This window comes from Clostridium sp. ATCC 25772 (genome assembly GCF_001573875.1).
Lineage (GTDB): Bacteria > Bacillota > Clostridia > Clostridiales > Clostridiaceae > Clostridium_J > Clostridium_J senegalense.
In genome coordinates, this window is sequence record NZ_LFRG01000010.1 from 157,987 (window position 1) to 179,579 (window position 21,593).

Consider the following 21,593-nt stretch of genomic DNA (forward strand, 5'->3'; position numbering starts at 1 on the left):
TTTTTATCTTTATTTACTTAATAATTTTCTTGCTATACTTAAATTTTTTATCTTCCATAAATTAAAATTATACTTCTTATTTCTTTGTAAATCCTTAACTATTATTTTTGGTTTTTTCCCTAAATAGGTTTTTATTTTAAAATTATTTAACCTTACTGTAATATCAAGGTTTTTATTTTTTTTCATTGTAATTTAAGAGCTCCTTATCTATTATTTTTCTTATTCTTTCTAAATTTAAATTTCTTTTGTCCATTAATACTTTTATTGCATCTTCTATATTTTCCATAGTATATATGGAAAATATCCCTTCTTTAATTGCTTCTTCTACTTCTTCACAAAGGACTAAGTCATCTTTATTAGACTTTGGTATTAATACACATTTGTTTTCTACTACATCTACGCTTTTACATACTTTGAAAAATCCCTCGATTTTTTCATTCACTCCACCAATTGGTTGAACATCACCAAACTGATTTATAGAACCAGTAACAGCTATATTCTGCTTTATAGGAATTTTAGTTAAAGATGATAACATACAAATAACTTCTGCTACTGATGCACTATCTCCATTGACTACACCATAAACTTGTTCAAAACTTAGATGAAAATCTACTGGTAATTTTTTATACCCTCCATTTAACGCATTCATATAACCTTTTAATATGCTTATAGCCTTATTGTGTATCTGACCACTTAAATTTGCATCTCTTTGGGAGTCTATAATGTTTCCATCACCTTTATAACAGCTACAAGTTATCTTTAATGGCCGACCAAAACTTACATACCCAGTACCTACTACTGATAATCCATTTATTTGTCCAACCTTGCTTCCATTAACTTGTATTAAGTTTCTTTTTTCTTTATATCCTTCAAGAAATTCTAATTCTATCAATTCATCTTCATAAGCAACAGATAAAATATCTTCCTTGTCTATTATGTCTTTATCATTTTCTTTTGCATAATTATTAGCTAATAATATAAGACTTCCAACATCATCATTTTCAAAATATAACTTATTCTTACTTTCAGCTTTTCTACATAAATATTTAGCTACTTCTTTTATAGCCTCTTCAGTCAATTCTCTAGTATTATTATTTTTACAAAACATTTTTATTTGCCCTATAAGTGCTTTTTTAGAATTTTTATTTATTTTTATAATGGGATTATATTCTGCTCTTATTTTAAATATTTTTTTAAAATCTTCATCATTTCTATAAAGCACATCATAAAATTCATAATCTCCTACTAAAATAACCTTTGGTGATATTTTTATTGGCTCTGGTTTTAGTCCACTTAATGCTAGTAATTCTAAATAGCCCTTATTATAATCTAAATCTACCTTCTCGTTCAATAAAACTTTTTTTAGATAATAATATGATTGTGGATTATTAAGAAGATTATTTAGCCTTATTATTAAACAACCACCATTTGCCTTTATTATGCTACCTGCTTTTATTAAAGAAGGGTCTGATATATATATACCATTATGATTTTCATATTCTATACTACCTATTAAATTATTTAAGCTTGGGTCCTCTTCAAATATTACTGGTGGCTTTTTATTATTAGAATTATCTACTACTACATTTACAATATATTTAAAAATTATTTCATTAATTTTTTCTTCATCATCTTCATAATTTACAGTATAATTTTCAAGTAACTCTGTTAATATTTTATTTGATACAAATTTTAAATATTCTTTGACTTGAACATCTGATTCTAACAACTTAGAATATTTTTTTTCTTCCTTTTCTATTATATTTAAAAGATATTCCCTCATTATTTCTTTTATTTTTTCAAGTTCTTTTATTTCCATATCTCTAAGTTCCTCTATTATCTCTTTGGTTTTTATTTTTAAATTATTTACTCTTGATAACATATCTTCTTTAGTTTCCTCATCTAAATTTTCATATTCGTCTTCTGTCATTTCTTTTTCTTCATTTAAAGGTATAAATGTAAATCCCCCTTCGCTAGATCTTATATCGAACCCATTTTCCTTAGATACCGTTACTAGAGCAGAAATCATTTCACTTCTTTTTTTCTGTATTTTCTCTACAAGATTTTCTTTCTCCTTACTTATAGAGTTTGTGTAGAATTCAAAGGTTTTATTTGCTATTAAATCCTGTAGTTTCTCCAAAGTATTCTTGAATAAATTTCCATGTCCATTTCTCACAAACATAGGTACAGGTTTTTTTATGTCATCTTCAACCACATAACATATATCATCTGGAGCATCGTAATTTTTAAATATTTCTTTTACATAATTTATTATATTATCCATTTTATCCTTAGAATAATCATCCACTAAGTAAACATTATATCCTTCTTTTTCTATTTCAATTGCTGCTTTTATTTTCTTATATGCTTTTTCATATTGTGGAATCATAGACATATTATTTTTGAAGGGAATCTTATTCACCTCAAATTTAAACACAACCTCTTTTGGAGTTAATTTCTTTTTCATGGCTCCCCTCCCGTTAGTAATCACTTATTATATTAATATTCTAACAATGATGTTTTTGGAACAAATTTATCAATTTTAAAATAAAATCTATAAATTTCATAAAAATACACATAATAAAATATATATTTAACACTATTCTATTGCATAATCTTCGTTTTCAATTTAAACTTGTTAATTAGTACGACTTAATATATAATAAATTTATTCGTAATTATTATTTAAATTATTAGATAAAGCTATATATTATTACTGAAAAGGAGTTATTTATATGGGATTTAAAGATAAGTTATCTCAAAGTTATACTAGCGCTTACTTAAATAGATATGGGGATAGACTAACTCAATTACAAGGAAGAATTTTATCTATTAAAGTAGAACAAAAAAGCTTTTTAGGTATTATAAATACAATTACTGCCACTTTAGTTATTAAAGCAATGGCTTCAAGTGGAGTTAATACTTGTTATTACAAAAAGAGACGATGGTTTAAAAAGCCTGCTTTTATGAACATATCTCAAGGTCATTCTGTCATTATTCAAGGTTTAAAGCCTGATAAAAAGAAAAAAAGAAAGAAAAAGCAAGATGAATTTATTTCTATAATTAATATTGTAAATATGACCAATAAAAGTGAACTTGTGCCATCTAATGGTGAAATACCTAAAAAAGTACAGCGTGTTAAAGCTGATAGACGATATAAATAAAAGGAGATTTTAAATCTCCTTTTATTTATTTAAATTAAATTTTAAATTTTATTTTTTATTTTTGTGACTCAAAAATATATATAAGCTATTTATAAAGGCTATTGTTCCTGAAAAGAACAGAATTATTAACCATTGTCCTAAGTCTAATGATACTGTTTTAAATATTTTTTGAAATATTGGCATATAAACAATCGCAATTAAAGATAATAAAGATAATCCTACAGCACCTATTAAATACATATTAGTAAAAGGATTTATCTCAAATAAAGAATACCTTTCAGATCTACATTCAAAAACATGTATAAGTTGAGACATTATTAATGTTCCTAGTGCTAAAGTTCTACATGTTTCTAAGCTCATTCCATAATATTTTCCAGCAATAAATGCCATAACTGTACAAATACCTATTAAACTACCTCTTAAAATAATTTTTTCTTTTAATCCTCTTGCAAATATACTCTCATTTTTTTCTCTTGGTTTTTGCATCATAATATCTTTGTCCCCTGGGTCTACGCCTAAAGCTATAGCTGGTAATCCATCCGTTACTAGATTTACAAAAAGAATTTGTATTGGAAGTAACGGAGTCTCTAAATAAAATAATGAAGCTAAGAACATAGTAAGTACTTCACCTAAATTACAGGATAAAAGATATCTTATAAATTTTCTTATATTGTCATATATCTTTCTTCCCTCTTCTACGGCAGCTACAATTGTAGAATAATTATCATCTAATAAAATCATAGATGCAGCTTCTTTTGTTACATCTGTTCCAGATATACCCATAGCAACCCCTATATCTGCTTCTTTTACCGCAGGAGCGTCATTTACACCATCACCACTCATAGCTACAATTTTACCTTTTGATTTAAAAGTTTTAACTATCCTTAATTTATGTTTTGGATTAACCCTTGCAAAAACTCTATAACTATCTATATTATCTTTTAATTGTTTATCAGAAAACCTATCTAATTCTTCTCCAGTTATAACTTGTTCTAATGAATTGCAAATTTCTAATTGTTTTCCTATGGCATAAGCTGTATTTTTATGATCTCCAGTTATCATTATAGGTTTTATACCTGCCATTTTACATTCAATTACAGAATCTTTTGCTTCTTTTCTTGGAGGGTCTATTATACCTGCTATACCTGCAAAAATTAAGTTGCATTCTAAATCATTTTCTTTTTTTATTATATTCTCAATTTTATAAGCACCTGCAATACATCTTAAAGCATCGTAAGACATATCATCTATAGCCTTTTCAACTGATTTTTTATAAGTATAAGTAAAAGGCTCTATATTGCCATTTATTAATATATGTGTACATTTATTAAGTAACATTTCCGGTGCACCTTTTACATAACATGTCTCCTTGCCATCTTCATTTACAACTACAGACATCATTTTTTTCGTGGAATTAAATGGAATTTCGAATTCTCTTCTAACTTTTGAAATAAACTTTTGTAATTCTTTTGGAGATTTGAAAAATGCTTTTATTAATGCAGTTTCTGTTGGATCTCCAAAAAGACATTTATCTATGTTTAAACCTTGAAAATTATAATCACAGTTATTACAATATACAAATATTTTTTTTAGTATTTCATTTTGATTTTTACTTTCGTCATATATATTACCATCAAAATAAAATTTTTTTACAACCATTTTATTTTCTGTAAGAGTTCCAGTTTTATCTGTACAGATAATTGAAGTGCATCCTAATGTTTCTACTGCTGGAAGCTTTCTTACTAAAGCTTGTCTATCAAGCATCCTTGAAACACCCAGCGCAAGTGCAACTGTAACTATTGCAGCTAATCCTTCTGGTATTGCGGCAACTGCTAAAGTTACTCCTGATAAAAACATAGTATATGGATCTTGACCTCTTACAATTCCTAGAACAGTTACTATAGTGCAAATTACTAGACACATTACAACTAAGATTTTACCAAGAGCATCTAATTTTTCTCTTAATACAGATTTTTCAGTATCTATGCTATTTAGCATATGGGCTATTTTTCCCATTTCTGTATTCATCCCTGTAAGTAATACCTTCGCTATACCTTTTCCTGTTAATACAGTAGTTCCCATATAAACTGCATTGGACTTGTTTTCCTTTGAATCCTTATAAACTCCCACAGATTCTCCAGTAAGCAAAGATTCATCTACCATAAAAGAATTGTCCTCTAAAAGAATTGCATCAGCTTGTACCTTATCTCCACTTTCTAATATTAAGAGGTCTCCCGGCACTAAGTACATAGAATTAACTATCTCAACCTTTCCATTTCTTATTACTTTGGCTGTTGGTGCTGCCATTTCTTTTAAAGCTTCTAATGATTTTTCAGTTTTAAATTCTTGAACAAATCCAAGTATTGCATTCATAAAAACTATTATAAGTATTGTTATGGCATCTGCTAAATCTCCCATTATTCCTGAAATTATAGTAGCACCAATTAATACCCATATTATAAAATCATTAAATTGACTTAAAAATATTTTTAGTGCTGATATTTTCTCTTTACTTTGAAGAACATTTAAGCCAAACTGTTTAATCTTTTTTTCTACTTCATCCTTTGTAAGTCCTCTCATTTCCTTATCATACAATTTTATCCCCCCTTTATATTCTTTTGCATAACTATGGTTATGACTTATATAGGACTTGAATTAAAATTCTATCCTATATAGTGAAACAAGCTTCAAATCTTAAGCTACTCAAGAATTTTAAAAGAAATTTTCTTTTTAAATATTCTTGCTCTAATTAAGCTATTTTAAAGCTTGCGTTGACTTTTTTAAATATCCAAAATTTTTAACGTATAAATTTAAGTGTTATTTTGGAATCCTATATAATGAAACAAGCCCATTTAAATTTTCTATGAGTTTAAAAAGAATTTTATTCTAAATATTTTTATATAATTAATTTATTTAGGGCTTGCATTCATTTTCTTTTTGTATCCAAAATTTGCGTTGTATAAATTAAACCATAATTTTGGAACCCTATATTATAGGGAAACAAGCTCGCATTTAAATTTATTCAATAACTTCAAAATATTTTTATGCAAAATATAGCGTTGAATTTGAAGTGATTCGGAGCATGTCTCACTATTTTGGGTATCCAAGTTTTGGAACGAGTAATTTTAAAAGTCAACTTGGAACCCTATAAGAATGAACTTAAAAGAATAACTTTTATACTTTAAATACTTTTTATAATTGAATCTTTAATATATAATTTAAATGAATATTGTTTTTTATATATATCATACTAATTTGTTATATGGTGATAAAAACATATTTTCAAATTAGAGTTTAAAAGTACTTATCATTCTTCTATTGCTAAATATATGTATGTTCTTTTGATTATATGAAATGTATTAAAAAAAATATTCATAGAAATTTATACTTTACATTAATAAATTATCCCTTTACAATTACATATGTACTGTTAAATTTATAAAATATTTTTAAGGAGGTAATAATATTGAAAAATAGTATTTATATTACAGGACATAAAAACCCTGATTCTGACTCAATTTGTTCTGCTCTTGCCTATGCAGAGTTTAAAAATAAAACTCAAAAAACTCCTGCAACTGCAATAAGATTAGGCGAAGTAAATAATGAAACAAAATTTATTCTTGACTATTTTAAAGTAGAACAACCAAAACTTATTACGACCGTAAAAACTGAAATAGCTGATTTAGAAATAGATACAGTAGCACCTATTTCTCCTGATATTTCCTTAAAAATGGCGTGGTCAATAATGAAAAAAATTAATTGTAATACACTGCCTGTAGTTGATGAAAATGAAAGATTAATAGGTATAACATCTGTGTCTAACTTAACTTCTAGTTATTTAGATATTTGGGACAATTACATACTTGCTAAAAGCAATACAAAGCTTGATAACATATTAGATACATTATCTGCAAGAGTTGAATACCTTAGCGATGAAAATTTACAACTTAAAGGTAAAATTGCCGTTGCTAATATGTCTCCAAATGATGAAAAAACTATAATAGAAGAAAATGATATAGTTATATGTGGTGACAGAGAAGATATACAAAATTTTGTTGTTAGTAAAAAGGTAGATTTAATGATTATAACAGGGAACAGAGAACCATTACCTGGAATAATAGAAAAAGCCAAAGAAGCTAACTGTACAATAATCGTTACTCCGTATGATACATTTACTACATCAAGACTTATAACTCAAAGCATACCTGTAAGTTATGTTATGACAAAAAACAATTTAATAAGCTTTGAGATTAATGATTTCATTGATGAAATTAAAGATATTATGCTTGAAACAAGATATAGATGCTATCCTGTTACAGACAGTAATGGTAAAGTTATAGGCACTATTTCTCGTTATCATTTAATTAATCAAAGAAAGAAAAAAGTAATTTTAATGGACCACAACGAAAAGTCTCAATCTGTGGATGGAATAGATGATGCTGAAGTTGTTGAAATAATAGATCACCATAGAATTGCAGACATTCAAACAGGACTTCCTATATATTTTAGGAACGAGCCTGTTGGAAGCACTTCTACCATAGTAGCTTCTATTTATTTTGAAAATGGCATAAGACCAAGCAGACAAATTGCTGGAATATTATGTGGCGCTATAATTTCTGATACATTATTACTTAAATCACCAACTTCTACATTAGTAGATGAAATAGTATTAAAAAGACTTGCTCAAATTGCTGATATAAACATTGAAGATTTTGCTAATGAAATGTTCAAAGCAGCTACTTCTCTTGAAGGAAAATCAGCGAAAGACCTTTTAAACCAAGACTATAAAACATTTACGATAGGTGAAACTAAAATAGGAGTAGGCCAAGTTACTACAACTTATATTGAAGGATTTAAAGATATAAAAAATGACCTTCTTGAGTTAATGGAAACTGTTGCTTCTGAAAGTAATCTTGAAATGATAACATTAATGATAACAGATATCTTTAATGGTGGCTCTTTATTCTTGGTATGTGGAAATAAAGATCTATTTATTAGTGCATTTAATACTACACTTGAAGATAATGCCGTATATCTAGATGGAGTTGTTTCTAGAAAGAAACAAGTTATTCCACCATTAAATGAAGCTATAGATAAAATGAACTAAAAAAAGTGCCTCTTAAAATGAACTATCATTTTGAGGCACTTTTCTTATTTTAATATAAAAATTATTTATCTTACGCTATTAATCATTCCCCACATCTCATCTGCAGTTTTAAGTGCAGTAGAACCTAAAGAAAATGCTCTTTGAGTTAAAATCATATCACTCATCTCTTCACCAACATTTACATTAGAATTTTCTAAATATCCCTGTAAAATATTTTTATCTGTGGTTTCATACATATTACTACCTTCTAAAGGAATATATAAATTTTCTCCTATTGACATTAAAGACGTATCTCCCACTACACCATAAGTTTTTATTTGACCTAACTTCACAAAATTTCCATTTATGTTTTTTAAAACTCCACCATCTTTATCTATAGTGAAATCACTTCCATTTAGCTTTATTGGACCACCAGGATAATTAACTTCATTTCCTCTTTCATCAACTATACTTACCCTGTTGCCATTTCCATCAGCTAAATTACCATTAGCATCAACTGCAAAGCTTCCAGCTCTTGTATATGCTTCTTTTCCATCAGCAGTATATATTTTAAACAATCCATTTCCATCTATAGCTAAATGTGATGCTGTGCCTGTATTTTGAAGGGCTCCTTGTTGAAATTGTCGTACAACTTTTCCAGATTTCACACCAGTTCCATATGTTAAGTCATTTTTCCCATCAGTGATTGGATATCCATTTCTATTTAACGAATCTTGATACAAATCCTCAAATTGAACATCTAGTCTTTTATAACCAGAAGTATTAACATTGTTTATATTATTAGATAATATATCTAATTTATTCTGCTGAGCCATCATAGCACTTTTATTTGTAGATAACAATGTAAACATTTATAGTTCACCACCTTTAAATTTTATCTTCTTGCTATATCGTTAACTGCTTTTCCTAAAGTTTCATCTAAAACCTTCAACGTTTTAATATTACTTTCAAATCCTCTCATTGTAGACATCATATCTGACATCTCTACAACTGTATTAACATTTGATTGTTCTAGTCCCTTTTGTCTTATAAATGCATTAGATCTTGTTCCAGGCTCCGTTGTAGAATATATATTGTGACCAATCTTAGTTAAATTGTTATAATTTTGAAAATCAGTAACTTCAAACTGATATTTTAAATTTCCATCTACCCTAATATTGCCTAACTTATCACAGTTCAAATCACCTTTTCCTATATTCATAGGTTCTAAATTTCCTGTAGCGGAATTTCTCCCCAAAACAACATCTCCACTTTGATTTACCAAATATCCATTTCCATCTATTGAAAAATGTCCATCTCTAGTATATGCTACTTCATTATTTTCTCTTTGACGTACCATAAAAAATCCAGTACCTTCTATTGCAAAATCCGTTGGGCTACTTGTATCCTTAACAAATCCTTGTTCAAAATAAGTAACCTTGTCATTTATTTCTGCGCCATTACTTAATGCTCCAATGTCACTTTTATAATTTTTTCCTGCTACTAATTTATCTTTATTAGAAATCATAACTTCATCAAAGGATTTTATTGCTAATTTTTCTACCTTATATCCAGGTGTATTAACATTTGCCATATTATTCATTATTGCATTTTGTTTTGCTTCACTAGTTATTAATCCAGATGCTACTGTATATAGACCTCTTATCATTTTTTCACCTCATCCTTATTAATCATAACTTTCACTTCATCAGGATACTTCATACCTAATTTTCTCGCTCTCATTTCTACTTGAGAATCACTTAATGAATATGTAACTTGTGATATAGTCATACAAAAGGCTCCTATTAATATACCAATACCTATACCTAATAATATTTTTTTATCAGATAAAAACTTAAATGTATTTTTTATTTTAGATATAATTCTTCTATTAATAGTACTTCCCCCTTTCCAAGTTTTAGCTTGTCCGCTATTTCTTCTACAGAAAAGTTTTGACTATAAAGCGCTTTTATTTGTTCAACTTTCACACTATTTTCACTTAAACTAACTGTACAATTATTACTATTAGTTTCTATGTTAAGTTCAGTATTTTTCATATTTTTGTTAGTTGAATAAATCTTATTTTTAGTAATATATTCATCTTTTATTTTATCGTATCTAATACCATCTTCTTTACTACAATCTTTTTCAACAATATTTTTTAAATCTTCAATTTCTAATTGAAGGTTTAATATTGTTTCACTAAATTCTCTTCTTAATTTTCCTATTTTTACATCTATATTATCCAAAGAATCTTCAGTTTCATTTAATATTTGAGAGAAATTTTTATTCTTTCTTAAATCCTTTACACTGAAAATTATAATTATACTTGCTATAAAAACTAAAATTATTAGCATTTTTTACTCCCTTAATAAATTTCATATTTCAATTTTTTTAGTGCTTTTCTTAAATTAATTATAGCCTTGCTATGCAATTGACAAACTCTTGATTCTGATACTTCTAATATTTTTCCTATTTCTTTTAATGTAAGTTTTTCATAATAATATAATGTAATTATAAGTCTATCTTTATCTCTTAATAAGTCTATTGCTTTTCCTAGATACTCTATTAATTCACTTTGTTCTAAAGACTTCTCTGGTCCTATTATTTTTTTATCTTCAATTGTCCCTATTAAAGATATGTCATCATCATCATTAAACATTAAACTTTCTAAAGAAACAATCGATATATAATTTATATAGTTTTCTATTTTAGTAAGATCACTTAAGGATATATCCATTTCTTTTGCAACTTCTTGACTATTTGGTTCTCTTAAAAATCTGTTTTGTAAATTTTCTACAGCTTCATTATATTTATTTAGTTTATCCATAGCCCCTTTAGATATGGGGCTATTTTTCCTTAACTCATCTATCATTGATCCTTTTATCCTTATAGCTGCATAGGTAGAAAACTTCATACCTTTACTCTCATCGAACTTATTCAATGCGTCCATAAGTCCTATCATTCCATAGCTTACCAAATCTTCATATTCTACATATTTTGTTTTACCCATAATAATTCTTGATGCAATATACTTTACTAATGGAATATATTGTTCAACTACATGGTTTTTTTCAGTTTGGTTATTCAAAATTGTCACCTCCCGAAGTCTTAAGCATTCTTCTCATTTCCATAAATATATATCTAATAACTTTTTCTCTTTCCTGTTCTTCTATCTCTAAAAAATCTACCCCGCAAACATATTTATTCTCATAGTCCTGTTCTATTCTTACAATTTGCCCTAAAACTATAATTTCTTCTGTTACATTTAAATGCATTATAATATAATCTTTCAATTGTGGCTTTTCTGCTACTCTAATTTTTAAACCACCACCACTTAAATCCACTGTATATCCAACTTTAAAATCTAAAATGTCATAACTATTAAGTTTATTTTTAGGATAGGTCTTAGTTATATAATAGTTTACTATCCCTGTATGGCTAATTCTTACATATTTTCGTCTTTGTATTTTTCTAATATCATATGGTTGTCCTAATATCACCAGTGGAACTTTATCATACTTTCTTCCAACAACATCAACTTTAAATTTATAAACTTTACCCTTTCTATCATTATAAATAACTTCATATTTTTCATTTGGTCTCATAGTTAAATAAGTATTGTTTATAGTTGGTATAAATATTGATATTGTATCTTTTTCAACTTCTTGAATTGTAGCTTTAGCATAACCTTCCTCAGTTAAAACTTCTAGTATGGTATTTGGATGAAATTTTATATTGATGCTCATTTTTTTCCCCCTATGATATAATATTAAAAATTTTTTTAAAGAATTTTTGGATACCTGAATTGTTTTCTCTAATAAGAAGTCCTTCCATTTTCCTTGCTATATTCTCTATGTCTTTACTAACATATGAATTAGGATATCCTATATATACTGGTTTTTGCACTCTTACAGATTTTAACAGTTTGCTATCTTCATAAACTTTACCTAAAAAGTTTAGTTTTATATCTAAAAATTTTTCTGCTGCGCCCTGTAGTTTTAAAAATGTATTTTCACCTTCTATATTATCCAATACCCTATTTACAATAATATTGCCATTATCTTTAATGTTAAAATGTCTTACTGCTTTTATAAGGCTATAAGCATCTGTTAAAGATGTTGGCTCTGGTGTAGTTACCACTATAAAATCATCACTACAGGATATAAAAGATAAAACACTTTTATTAATCCCAGCACCTGTATCCATTAATATATAATCATATCCTCTTAACCCTTCTAAATTTTCCAAAAACTTTTGTCGTTGTATATCTGTTAAATCATCCATTCTTCCAAGACCTGATCCTCCAGATATCAAATTTACTCCTAATGGACCTTCTACTATAATTTCAGTAATATCCTTTTCATTGAATATAATATCAAATATGTTATACTTTGGAAAGCACCCCATTAAAATATCATCATTTCCCATACCTATATCTGCATCAAATATTAAAACTCTTTTACCCATTTTTTGTAGACATATAGCTAAATTTACCACTATGTTACTTTTTCCAACTCCACCTTTACCTGATGTAACTGTTATTATTTTTGTTGACAGATTTTTATCATTTTTTATTTTAGTACTCTCATTTGCTAATTCTCTAAGTTTAGATGCTTGATCTAACATATGCTATTCTCTCCCATTATTAAACTTAAAAGCTCCTCCTTACTTGGAAATTTTATATCTTCTGGAACATTTTGACCTGTAGTTATAAAACTTAAAGGTACATTAACTTCTTTTAATATATTTAATATAGACCCATAAGTTGATGTTTCGTCTAATTTTGTTATTACTACTCTATTAACACCTAAATTTTTATAGGAATCACCTATTACTTTTATATCTGTATTTTTCACACTAGAACTTAAAACTAAATTAATATTTTTAGAATTTGATTTTTCCACATAAGCTCTTAGTTCAGATAATTGCATTGTATTTTTGCTGCTCCTTCCAGTAGTATCAATTAATATAACATCACAATTTTCCATAGACTTTATTGCACTTTCCATATCTTTCAAATTAAATACTACATTAAAGGGAATGTTCATTATTTCTGCATATGTTTTTAATTGCTCAACGGCACCTATTCTATAAGTGTCTATTGTTATTAGACCTACACTTTTCTTTTCTAAAAGAGCTAATTTACCTGCTAACTTTGCTATTGTTGTTGTTTTTCCAACACCAGTAGGTCCTACAAATACCATAATTTTATCTAAATAGTTTTCTTCTAATATTATTTCCTCTTTTATTAACTCTTTTATTTTATTTAGTTTTTCTTTCTCATCAATGTTTTTTACCTTTAGCAACAAGTTTTCTATTATTTCCTTTGATATATCTTGTTTTTCTAAGTATTCTTCTGTTTTATCTGTAAAACTCTCTTCTTTATTCAAAACTAAAGTATTTATCATATTTTTTATCTGTTCCATCTCACTTAATAATTCACTATTATCTGACTTATCATTAGTTTCATATTTTTCTTTAGTATTTGCTCTTTCTGCCAGTGCTTCTAATAAATCATTCTGTATATCATCTGATACATTTAAGTTTTTTTTACTTATATCCTCTTTAATATATTTTTTATTATCCTGCGATTCTACTGCAGCAGTTATTTCTACTATTTTCTTAGAAAACAATCCATTAAGTCCAGGCTTTCTCATTTTTTTTTGACTAATTATCACTGCATCTTTGCCAAGTTCTTGCCTTATCTTTCCTAAAGCCTCATTTACATTGTTTGCTGTATATTTTTTTATTATCATTACAATGAAACAACTCCTTCTGCTTTTATTTCTACATCATTAGGGATTTCATTTAAGGACAATACCATAATTTGAGGAAACACCATCTCTATAAGTTTTCTAAGTGCTGGTCTTATTTTAGGAGAAACTAACATTACTGGTATATTATTGTTGAAATACGTACTATCTAACACTAATTTAATTGCACCAAAGATTTTTGTTGTAATGTCTGGATTTAATGCTGGGAAAGAACCTTGTGGTGACTTTTGAATACTATTAGCTATAATGTTTTCCAACTCTGAATCTACTGTTGCCACAGTTATAGACTTTCTTTCATCAACAAGTTCACTACATATACTTCTTGAAAGTGCAAATCTTACATATTCAGTTAGTATCTCTATATCTTGAGTATTTCTAGCATTGTCAGCTAATGACTCTAATATAGTTACCATATCTTTTACTGATACTCTTTCTTTTAAAAGGTTTTGAAGAATTTTTTGCACCTCACCTATAGTCATTAAATCTGGTATTAACTCTTCTACTACTGTAGAATATTTTTCTTTAACCGAATCTAAAATCATTTTTGTTTCTTGTCGTCCTAAAAGTTCATGACAATGAGCTTTTATAGTTTCTGTTAAATGAGTTATCATAACTGTTGTCGGATCTACAACTGTTAGTCCCTTAATTTCTGCATCTTCTCGTTGATCTTTGTTAATCCATACTGCTGGTATTCCAAAGGTAGGTTCTATAGTATTTATTCCAGCCATATCTATACTTTCACTGGTTGGATCCATACATAAAAACATATTAGGCATAATTTCTGCCTTTTCTATAACTGTTCCTCTTATTTTTATTACATACTCATTGCTTTTTAATCTTAAATTATCTCTTATTCTTATAGGTTGTACAACTATTCCCATCTCTATAGCACACTGCCTTCTTACAGAAGATATCCTCTGAACTAAATCTCCACCAGCGGCATCATCTGCTAAAGGAATTAATCCATAACCTATTTCTATTTCCAAAGGTTCAACAGAAATTAAATTCATAACATTTTCTGGTTCCTTTTTTTCTGTTTCTATTATTTCTTGTTCTTCCATTTCAATTTCTTTTATAGTCTTTTCTTTTTCATCTTCAAATAAAAGATATGAACTATATGCAGTACCTGCTGCTAATAGCATAAATACTATTTTAGGCATTCCTGGTATTAATGATAAAATAAAAAGTACTACTGATGCCATTCCTATAACCATTGGGAATGCTGTAATTTGTCCACTTAATTGCTTACCGAAGTTTTCATCACTACCGGAACGAGTTACTAGTATACCTGATGAAGTTGAAATTAATAGTGCTGGTATTTGAGATACCAAACCATCTCCAACAGTTAATATTACATATTTGCTTGCTGCCTCTGACGCAGTAAGTCCGTTCATTAATACACCTATTATTATTCCTGCAACAATATTTATTATTGTTATTATAATACCTGCTATTGCATCACCTTTTACGAACTTAGATGCACCATCCATAGCTCCGTAAAAATCAGCTTCTTTTTGAAGATTTGATCTTCTTACTCTTGCTTCTTCCTCTGATATCATGCCTGCATTTAAATCGGCATCTATACTCATTTGCTTACCTGGCATAGCATCAAGAGTAAATCTTGCTGATACTTCTGATACCCTACCTGCACCATTTGTAATAACAACAAATTGAATAATTACTATTATTAAAAACATTATGATACCTACAAAATAGTTTCCTCTAACAACAAATTGTCCAAAGGTCTCAATAATATTTCCTGCATATCCCTCACCTAATATAAGCCTTGTTGAGGACATATTCAGTGCTAATCTAAACAATGTTGTTACCAATAACAATGTTGGAAATACTGAAAGCTGTAATATACTAGTAGTAAACATTGTAATTAGTATAATAATAACGGATAAAGTAATATTTATTGCTAAAAGCATATCAAGTATTGGTGGTGGTAATGGAATTATAATCATAAGAACAATTCCTATAACACCAAAAGCTATAATAATATCTATATTCTTTTTTAAATCAAAATTCTTTAAAGCCTCCATGCCATCATCCTCTACCTCAATCTAAACATTATGAAACTCTCTTAATGTTTAATATAATTTTAATAATCTATAGGGTTATAAATTGACTTTTAAATTTACGCACTTATCAAATGAGAAAATTTAATATTTTTTTACTTTTTCATTTTATAAACAACAGCTAAAATTTCTGCTACTGCTTGATACATGTTATATGGAATTTCCAATCCTAAATCTACTTCTTTATATATAAGTCGTGCTAAAGGTTTATTCTCAATAATTGGGATATCATTGTTTTTGGCAATTTCTTTTATTTTTATCGCTATATTATCTGCTCCTTTACCTATGACCTTAGGAGCAACTCCACTATTCTCCTCATATTTTAATGCTATTGCTATATGAGTTGGATTAGTTATTACCACTGTAGCATCTGGTATATCCTGCATCATTCTTCGCATAGCCATTTCTCTTTGCTTTTGCCTTCTTTTCCCCTTAACAATAGGATCTCCTTCTTGTTGTTTAAATTCTTCTTTTACTTCTTGCTTTGTCATTCTTAAATCTTTTTTAAACTTATATTTTTGATACCCATAATCTGCTATTCCAATTACAATCATTACTAAACTTACTTTTTTCAAAATATCTACTATAAGGTCTCCTAATGCATAAGTCATCGCTACAAATCTTAAATTAGTAAAATTTAATATACGATAATAATTTGACTCTATAAACTTATACCCAACATATCCGATAATAATTATGATAATTATGTTTTTTAATAAATCTATAATAGCTTTTATTGAAAACATATTCTTTAATCCCTTTATAGGATTTATTTTTTCAAACTTTGGCTTTAGCGGTTCTTTAGTAAACATTTTACCTACTTGAGCAATGTTTGCAATTACTCCCATAACCATTATTGGCAATGCTACTGGCAAGAATATAATAAGCATCTTTATAATTACAATTTTCACAATTTCACTTACATTGTTTAAAGTAAGCTCCATATTGGTATACTGAGAAAAAAACATTATAAGTATTTCTTTAAGTCCATTTAAAACTCCCTCAAGAAAAAACATAGCTACTGCGGTAACCCCTAAAAGTCCTATGGCAGAAGTAAACTCTTTACTCTTTGCTACTTGGCCCTTTTTTCTTGCATCACTTTTCTTTTTAGGAGTTGCATCTTCTGTCTTTTCTCCACCTTCACTGGCAAAAAACACTAATACACATGGTAATACATCTAATAGTCCTTTAATAGCCTGAGACATCTGATCTAAATTATTAATTATCATTTTCATTAATACCGGTACTGATAAGGATACTGTAAGTAATCCAAGCATTATTTTTATAGGAATACCTAGCATCATTATATTTAACTGTGGCATTACCCTTGCAACTAAACCTAAAGTGAAATCTGTAATTATTATTATAAAAATTATAGGTACTGCCATTTTAAATCCTATATAAAAAAACTCTATAATAACATGTACCATATATGTAAAAATTTCCGGTTTAAAACTTAATGCTCCAATTCCTACTAAGTTAAAACTTTCTGCCAATGAAGCTATAACTAAATGATGTCCATCTATTAATATAAATACAATCATGCATAGCATATAAAAAAATCTTCCTAATATTGTCGCTGTCTCATTTGACAATGGGTCAAATACTGCTGACATAGAAAAGGAAACTTGAAAATCTAAAAATTGACCTGCCATTTGTACAATCTGAAAAACTATAGTAGTTATAAACCCTAACAATAATCCAATTGATATCTCTTTACAGATTAGAACTATAAAATACAAATTATTGTTAACTTCAGGTGCTGTTTTTCCGATTATAGGGACCATTATAAATGTTAGTAATAAAGATAAAACTACCTTATATCTTTGTGGAACACCACTTGGAAAAAATAATGGCACATAAAATATAAAAGATGTTAACCTTGTAAATACTAGTATAAATATTAAAAGTTCTTGTAAATTCACTGATTCTATCAAAATTTATCCCACCTAAGGCTATATATTAGAAATTACCGAAAAAATATATTTAGTAAAAGATATCATGGTATTTCCCATAAATCCTGCTGTTAATAATCCAACCAATGCAACTGCAACTATCTTAGGTACAAAGGTTAAAGTTTGCTCTTGTATTTGAGTAGTAGCTTGAAAAATACTTATCACAAGTCCTACAACTGTTGCTGTAATAAGCATAGGTCCTGCTAAAATAAGTGAGGTTTTTATAAGCTCCCTCATAAGTGCTATAACCAAATTTTCTGACATATAATCACTCCTTACTTAAAGCTCATAATCAATGATTGACTTATTAAATTCCAACCATCTACCAGTACAAATAATAACAATTTAAAAGGTAATGATATCATTACTGGTGACAACATAAACATTCCCATTGCCATAAGTACACTGGAAGTAACTATATCAATTACTAAAAATGGAATAAATAATAAGAATCCTATTTCAAATGCCGTTCTTAATTCACTTATCATAAATGCTGGCATTATAGCATAAAGAGGAACATCGTCATATATTGGAACTTCTACGTTATCTTTTCCTTTTTCATATTTTACTGTGTCTTCAAGATTACCTACTTCTAAAAATAATTTTAAATCCTTTGTTCTTGTTTGCCTTAGCATAAAATCTCTCATTGGATTTATCGCATTAGTATATGCCACTTCAGTGGTAATTTTATTCTCCATATAAGGTTTTATTGAGTTATTATTAATATCTGTAATTGTAGGCGCCATAACAAAAAACGTAAGAAAAAGTGAAAGCCCTATTATAACCTGTCTTGGGACAGACTGCTGAATCCCTATAGCATTTTTTAATATAGATAATACAGTAACAATTCTTACAAAACCTGTTGTCATCATTATTATAGATGGTAATAATGTAAGTACTGTTAATGCTAATAGTATCTTTATATTCTCTACAAAATCAGTAGGATTTTCTCCACCTTTAAAATCAACACTTATATTAGGAATTGGTATTGTATTATTAGGTGCAGCACTTACTACCTTATATCCTATAAAGGAAATTATTAACGCCAACATAATTGTGGTAACATATTTCTTTTGTCTATTTTTCATATAAATTCCTCTTTTATATTTTAATTTTCTTAGAATATTATTTTTTGTGTTTTCGTCTATTTTTCCATATATCACTATATTTTTTTATACTTTCTTCATAATTGTTACTTTTCTCTTCTAAAATTTTCATCTCATCGTCATCTAATTCTCTTAGAATTCTTATTTCATTGTTAGTTGAACTTACTACACATACTTTTTCACCAATTTTAACTATTAAAATTGAACCCTCTTTAGATAAAGAGAGTTTTTCTATAACTTTCATATATTTTCCTGGAGGAGTTACATAAAGTTTACTAGTAACTCTTCCAAGCAAATATATAAGAATTAGTATACATGGTAAAAATATTATAAGTTGTAGAAAGCTTTTTATAATTTCACTTTCCATACTAAACCTCTATTGAACTAATATTTCTGAAAAATAAACATTATATAGTTGTCCTGTACTTAATAATTCATTAATTCTTGTAATTAATTCATCCTTTAACTGTTCTTCTCCTTCTGGAGATAAATCAGCAGTTTTTTTAGTTCTTAAAGTATTTGTTATTGAATCTCTAATTGCAGATTTCTTTTTTTCTATTTCTGGTAGTAAATCCTTGTTTTTCTCATCATATCCTAATGAAATTTTTATTTTCAAATATCTTGGTTTTCCTTCGTCTGCTAAATTTACTAAGAATTCATCTAAATCATAATATCCTTCATTTTTTAGTGAATTATTACTAATTACTTGCTGCCCATTTCCACTTACAGGAACATCATCTTTTGTACCAAAAAAATATCCTGCAAACATACATCCACCAGCTAATATTAAAAATAAAAGTATAACTAAAACAACTTTTAATACATTGCTCTTCTTGTTTTCACTACCTTCAATATTTTCTTTTTTGTTTTTTTCTTTAGCCATAATTCTACTCCTTTTTATTTGTAACAATAATTATATTTACCCTTCTGTTTTGAGCTCTATGCTCATCACTATCATTAGGTACTATAGGACTATATTCACCACAAGATACTGCCATAAACCTTTCTGGATTTTTATTGCCTTTTTCATTTATAAAATATTGCATTACGCTTATAGATCTTGCTGAAGATAAATGCCAATTGCTAGGATATATATCACTGTTTATAGGTACATTATCCGTATGTCCCTCTATAATTATTTTATTATTTATGTTAGATATTATTGTGTTAATTTTTGATAATATTTCTTTACTTTCAGGTAAAAGATCTGCCTTTCCAGAATTAAAAAGAACTGTCTCTTTCATTTGAATGTTTATACCTTTTTCATCTTCATAAACATTTACATCTGATTTTAAATTATTTTCCATTATAATTTCCATAACCTGTTCATATACATTATCTTGCATATGTTGACTGCTGTTTTTTTCACCTTCTGTCATTTCAGGTTGTCCAACAATTGGAACTTCTCCACTAGATGTATTGAAATCTAACACATTTTGTGATGAACTACCAGTAAACATAAGTTGGAAAGAATTAGACAATTGCATAAACTTTTCTTCATTTACTGTTGACATAGAATATAGTAGAACAAAGAATGTTAAAAGTAGAGTCATAGTATCTGCAAAAGTTCCAAGCCATTCATCAGTCCTCATATCCTTTTTGCTTTTTCTAGCCATTCTCTACCTCACCACCTGATTCAACTTTAAATGTTTCTTTTTCTGCCGGTGATAAGTATGCTAATAATTTATCTTCCACAATTCTTGGGTTTGCACCAGATTGTATTGCAATAACTCCTTCAACTATCATTTCCATATTTGCAACTTCTAAAGCTGTTTTATTATCTAATTTTGCTGCTATAGGTAGTGCAATTAAATTTGCAATTAATGAACCATAAAATGTGGTTATAAGTGCTGCACCCATACCTTTTGTTAAAGCATCAGCATCATTCATGTCTGATAGCATTTGTATAAGCCCTATAAGAGTACCACACATACCAAAAGCCGGAGCATATGCTCCCCATGATTTCAGCATTGCTGAGCCTTGGGAATGTCTAGTTTCTAACTGTTCAATTTCTAATGCCATTATTTCTTTTATCGCTTCTGGCTCTATTCCGTCAACTACCATGCTTAATGCTTTTTTTGTAAATGGATTTTCTATAGATGATATATCATCTTCTAAGGATAATAATCCTTCTCTCCTTGCTTTTCTTGACATCTCTGTAAAATTCAATACTATATCTGTTTTAGAACTAGCATCTTCTTTAAATGCTTTTGCTATAACTTTTCCAAGTCTCTTAATATCTTTCATTTCATAAGATATTAATACTGCACCTATAGATCCACCTCCAGTTATAGCAATAGACGCTACATCTATATATATCTTGGCATTACCTCCTGCATCCATTATTCCATAAATAACTAGCACCCATGCTACGATAAGGCCAATAATTGTTAGCATATCGTTCTTTTTCATATTTATGTCCTC

General features: G+C 28.0%; 21 protein-coding genes. 2 read left to right on the top strand and 19 right to left on the bottom strand.

Translation table 11 applies throughout. From position 1 onward, the window contains the following. Positions 1-9: 9 nt before the first annotated feature. Positions 10-186, bottom strand: coding sequence for a hypothetical protein (locus AZI32_RS18320; protein ID WP_157450845.1), 177 nt, complete (start codon positions 184-186; stop codon positions 10-12). Then, entirely contained in the window at positions 173-2,467 is a 2,295-nt protein-coding gene (locus AZI32_RS05415; protein ID WP_061994879.1) for an AAA family ATPase, read from the bottom strand. Before AZI32_RS05415 ends, AZI32_RS18320 begins: the two co-directional genes overlap by 14 nt. Before the next feature lie 268 nt (positions 2,468-2,735). On the opposite strand from AZI32_RS05415, the gene AZI32_RS05420 reads away from it, so the two are divergent. Then, complete coding sequence (locus AZI32_RS05420) at positions 2,736-3,164, top strand: hypothetical protein (protein ID WP_061994880.1); 429 nt, start codon at positions 2,736-2,738, stop codon at positions 3,162-3,164. A 48-nt stretch (positions 3,165-3,212) separates the two neighbouring features. Here the strand turns inward: AZI32_RS05420 and AZI32_RS05425 are convergent, their stop codons facing one another. Beyond that, the gene (locus AZI32_RS05425; RefSeq protein WP_061995080.1) at positions 3,213-5,744 is read right to left on the bottom strand and encodes a cation-translocating P-type ATPase; all 2,532 of its coding nucleotides are present in this window, start codon (positions 5,742-5,744) and stop codon (positions 3,213-3,215) included. A gap of 886 nt (positions 5,745-6,630) precedes the next feature. On the opposite strand from AZI32_RS05425, the gene AZI32_RS05430 reads away from it, so the two are divergent. Next, complete coding sequence (locus AZI32_RS05430; protein ID WP_061994881.1) at positions 6,631-8,271, top strand: putative manganese-dependent inorganic diphosphatase; 1,641 nt, start codon at positions 6,631-6,633, stop codon at positions 8,269-8,271. A gap of 65 nt (positions 8,272-8,336) precedes the next feature. On the opposite strand, the gene AZI32_RS05435 is transcribed toward AZI32_RS05430, so the two are convergent. The 16 genes from AZI32_RS05435 to AZI32_RS05505 all read right to left on the bottom strand — a co-directional run bounded on the left by AZI32_RS05435 (position 8,337) and on the right by AZI32_RS05505 (position 21,581). Continuing rightward, positions 8,337-9,122 carry a flagellar hook-basal body complex protein gene (locus AZI32_RS05435; protein WP_061994882.1) on the bottom strand — a complete coding sequence of 262 codons (786 nt, stop codon included), beginning with the start codon at positions 9,120-9,122 and terminating at the stop codon, positions 8,337-8,339. Between the two features lie 23 nt (positions 9,123-9,145). Next, a complete protein-coding gene (locus AZI32_RS05440; RefSeq protein ID WP_061994883.1) occupies positions 9,146-9,919 on the bottom strand; it encodes a flagellar hook-basal body complex protein in 774 nt (257 codons plus the stop codon). Next, positions 9,916-10,041, bottom strand: coding sequence for a hypothetical protein (locus tag AZI32_RS19025; protein WP_268869834.1), 126 nt, complete (start codon positions 10,039-10,041; stop codon positions 9,916-9,918). The genes AZI32_RS05440 and AZI32_RS19025 overlap by 4 nt, the downstream gene beginning before the upstream one ends. A gap of 77 nt (positions 10,042-10,118) precedes the next feature. Continuing rightward, a complete protein-coding gene (locus AZI32_RS05445) occupies positions 10,119-10,607 on the bottom strand; it encodes a hypothetical protein (RefSeq protein WP_061994884.1) in 489 nt (162 codons plus the stop codon). Between the two features lie 11 nt (positions 10,608-10,618). Then, positions 10,619-11,350 (bottom strand): FliA/WhiG family RNA polymerase sigma factor, encoded by a 732-nt coding sequence (locus AZI32_RS05450; protein WP_061994885.1) that lies wholly within the window; start codon positions 11,348-11,350, stop codon positions 10,619-10,621. Beyond that, a complete protein-coding gene (locus AZI32_RS05455) occupies positions 11,334-11,999 on the bottom strand; it encodes a PilZ domain-containing protein (protein ID WP_061994886.1) in 666 nt (221 codons plus the stop codon). The genes AZI32_RS05450 and AZI32_RS05455 overlap by 17 nt, the downstream gene beginning before the upstream one ends. A 10-nt stretch (positions 12,000-12,009) precedes the next feature. Continuing rightward, on the bottom strand, positions 12,010-12,879 hold the full coding sequence (locus tag AZI32_RS05460) for a MinD/ParA family protein (RefSeq protein WP_061994887.1): 870 nt from the start codon (positions 12,877-12,879) through the stop codon (positions 12,010-12,012). Beyond that, positions 12,873-14,009 (bottom strand): flagellar biosynthesis protein FlhF, encoded by a 1,137-nt coding sequence (gene flhF / locus AZI32_RS05465; RefSeq protein WP_061994888.1) that lies wholly within the window; start codon positions 14,007-14,009, stop codon positions 12,873-12,875. The genes AZI32_RS05460 and flhF overlap by 7 nt, the downstream gene beginning before the upstream one ends. Next, positions 14,009-16,072, bottom strand: coding sequence for a flagellar biosynthesis protein FlhA (gene flhA, locus AZI32_RS05470; protein WP_061994889.1), 2,064 nt, complete (start codon positions 16,070-16,072; stop codon positions 14,009-14,011). The genes flhF and flhA overlap by 1 nt, the downstream gene beginning before the upstream one ends. A gap of 131 nt (positions 16,073-16,203) precedes the next feature. Continuing rightward, entirely contained in the window at positions 16,204-18,045 is a 1,842-nt protein-coding gene (locus tag AZI32_RS05475; RefSeq protein WP_082761148.1) for a fused FliR family export protein/FlhB family type III secretion system protein, read from the bottom strand. Positions 18,046-18,063: 18 nt separating this feature from the next. Then, positions 18,064-18,327 (bottom strand): flagellar biosynthesis protein FliQ, encoded by a 264-nt coding sequence (gene fliQ, locus AZI32_RS05480; RefSeq protein WP_010292382.1) that lies wholly within the window; start codon positions 18,325-18,327, stop codon positions 18,064-18,066. Between the two features lie 11 nt (positions 18,328-18,338). After that, the gene (fliP, locus tag AZI32_RS05485; protein WP_061994890.1) at positions 18,339-19,151 is read right to left on the bottom strand and encodes a flagellar type III secretion system pore protein FliP; all 813 of its coding nucleotides are present in this window, start codon (positions 19,149-19,151) and stop codon (positions 18,339-18,341) included. A 37-nt stretch (positions 19,152-19,188) separates the two neighbouring features. Beyond that, complete coding sequence (gene fliO / locus AZI32_RS05490; protein WP_061994891.1) at positions 19,189-19,536, bottom strand: flagellar biosynthetic protein FliO; 348 nt, start codon at positions 19,534-19,536, stop codon at positions 19,189-19,191. Between the two features lie 9 nt (positions 19,537-19,545). After that, positions 19,546-20,052: a flagellar basal body-associated FliL family protein gene (locus tag AZI32_RS05495; protein ID WP_061994892.1), complete on the bottom strand. Its 507-nt coding sequence runs from the start codon at positions 20,050-20,052 to the stop codon at positions 19,546-19,548. A gap of 4 nt (positions 20,053-20,056) precedes the next feature. Then, positions 20,057-20,785, bottom strand: coding sequence for a flagellar motor protein MotB (locus tag AZI32_RS05500; RefSeq protein ID WP_061994893.1), 729 nt, complete (start codon positions 20,783-20,785; stop codon positions 20,057-20,059). Further along, positions 20,778-21,581 carry a motility protein A gene (locus tag AZI32_RS05505; protein WP_061994894.1) on the bottom strand — a complete coding sequence of 268 codons (804 nt, stop codon included), beginning with the start codon at positions 21,579-21,581 and terminating at the stop codon, positions 20,778-20,780. The genes AZI32_RS05500 and AZI32_RS05505 overlap by 8 nt, the downstream gene beginning before the upstream one ends. Positions 21,582-21,593 lie beyond the last annotated feature (12 nt).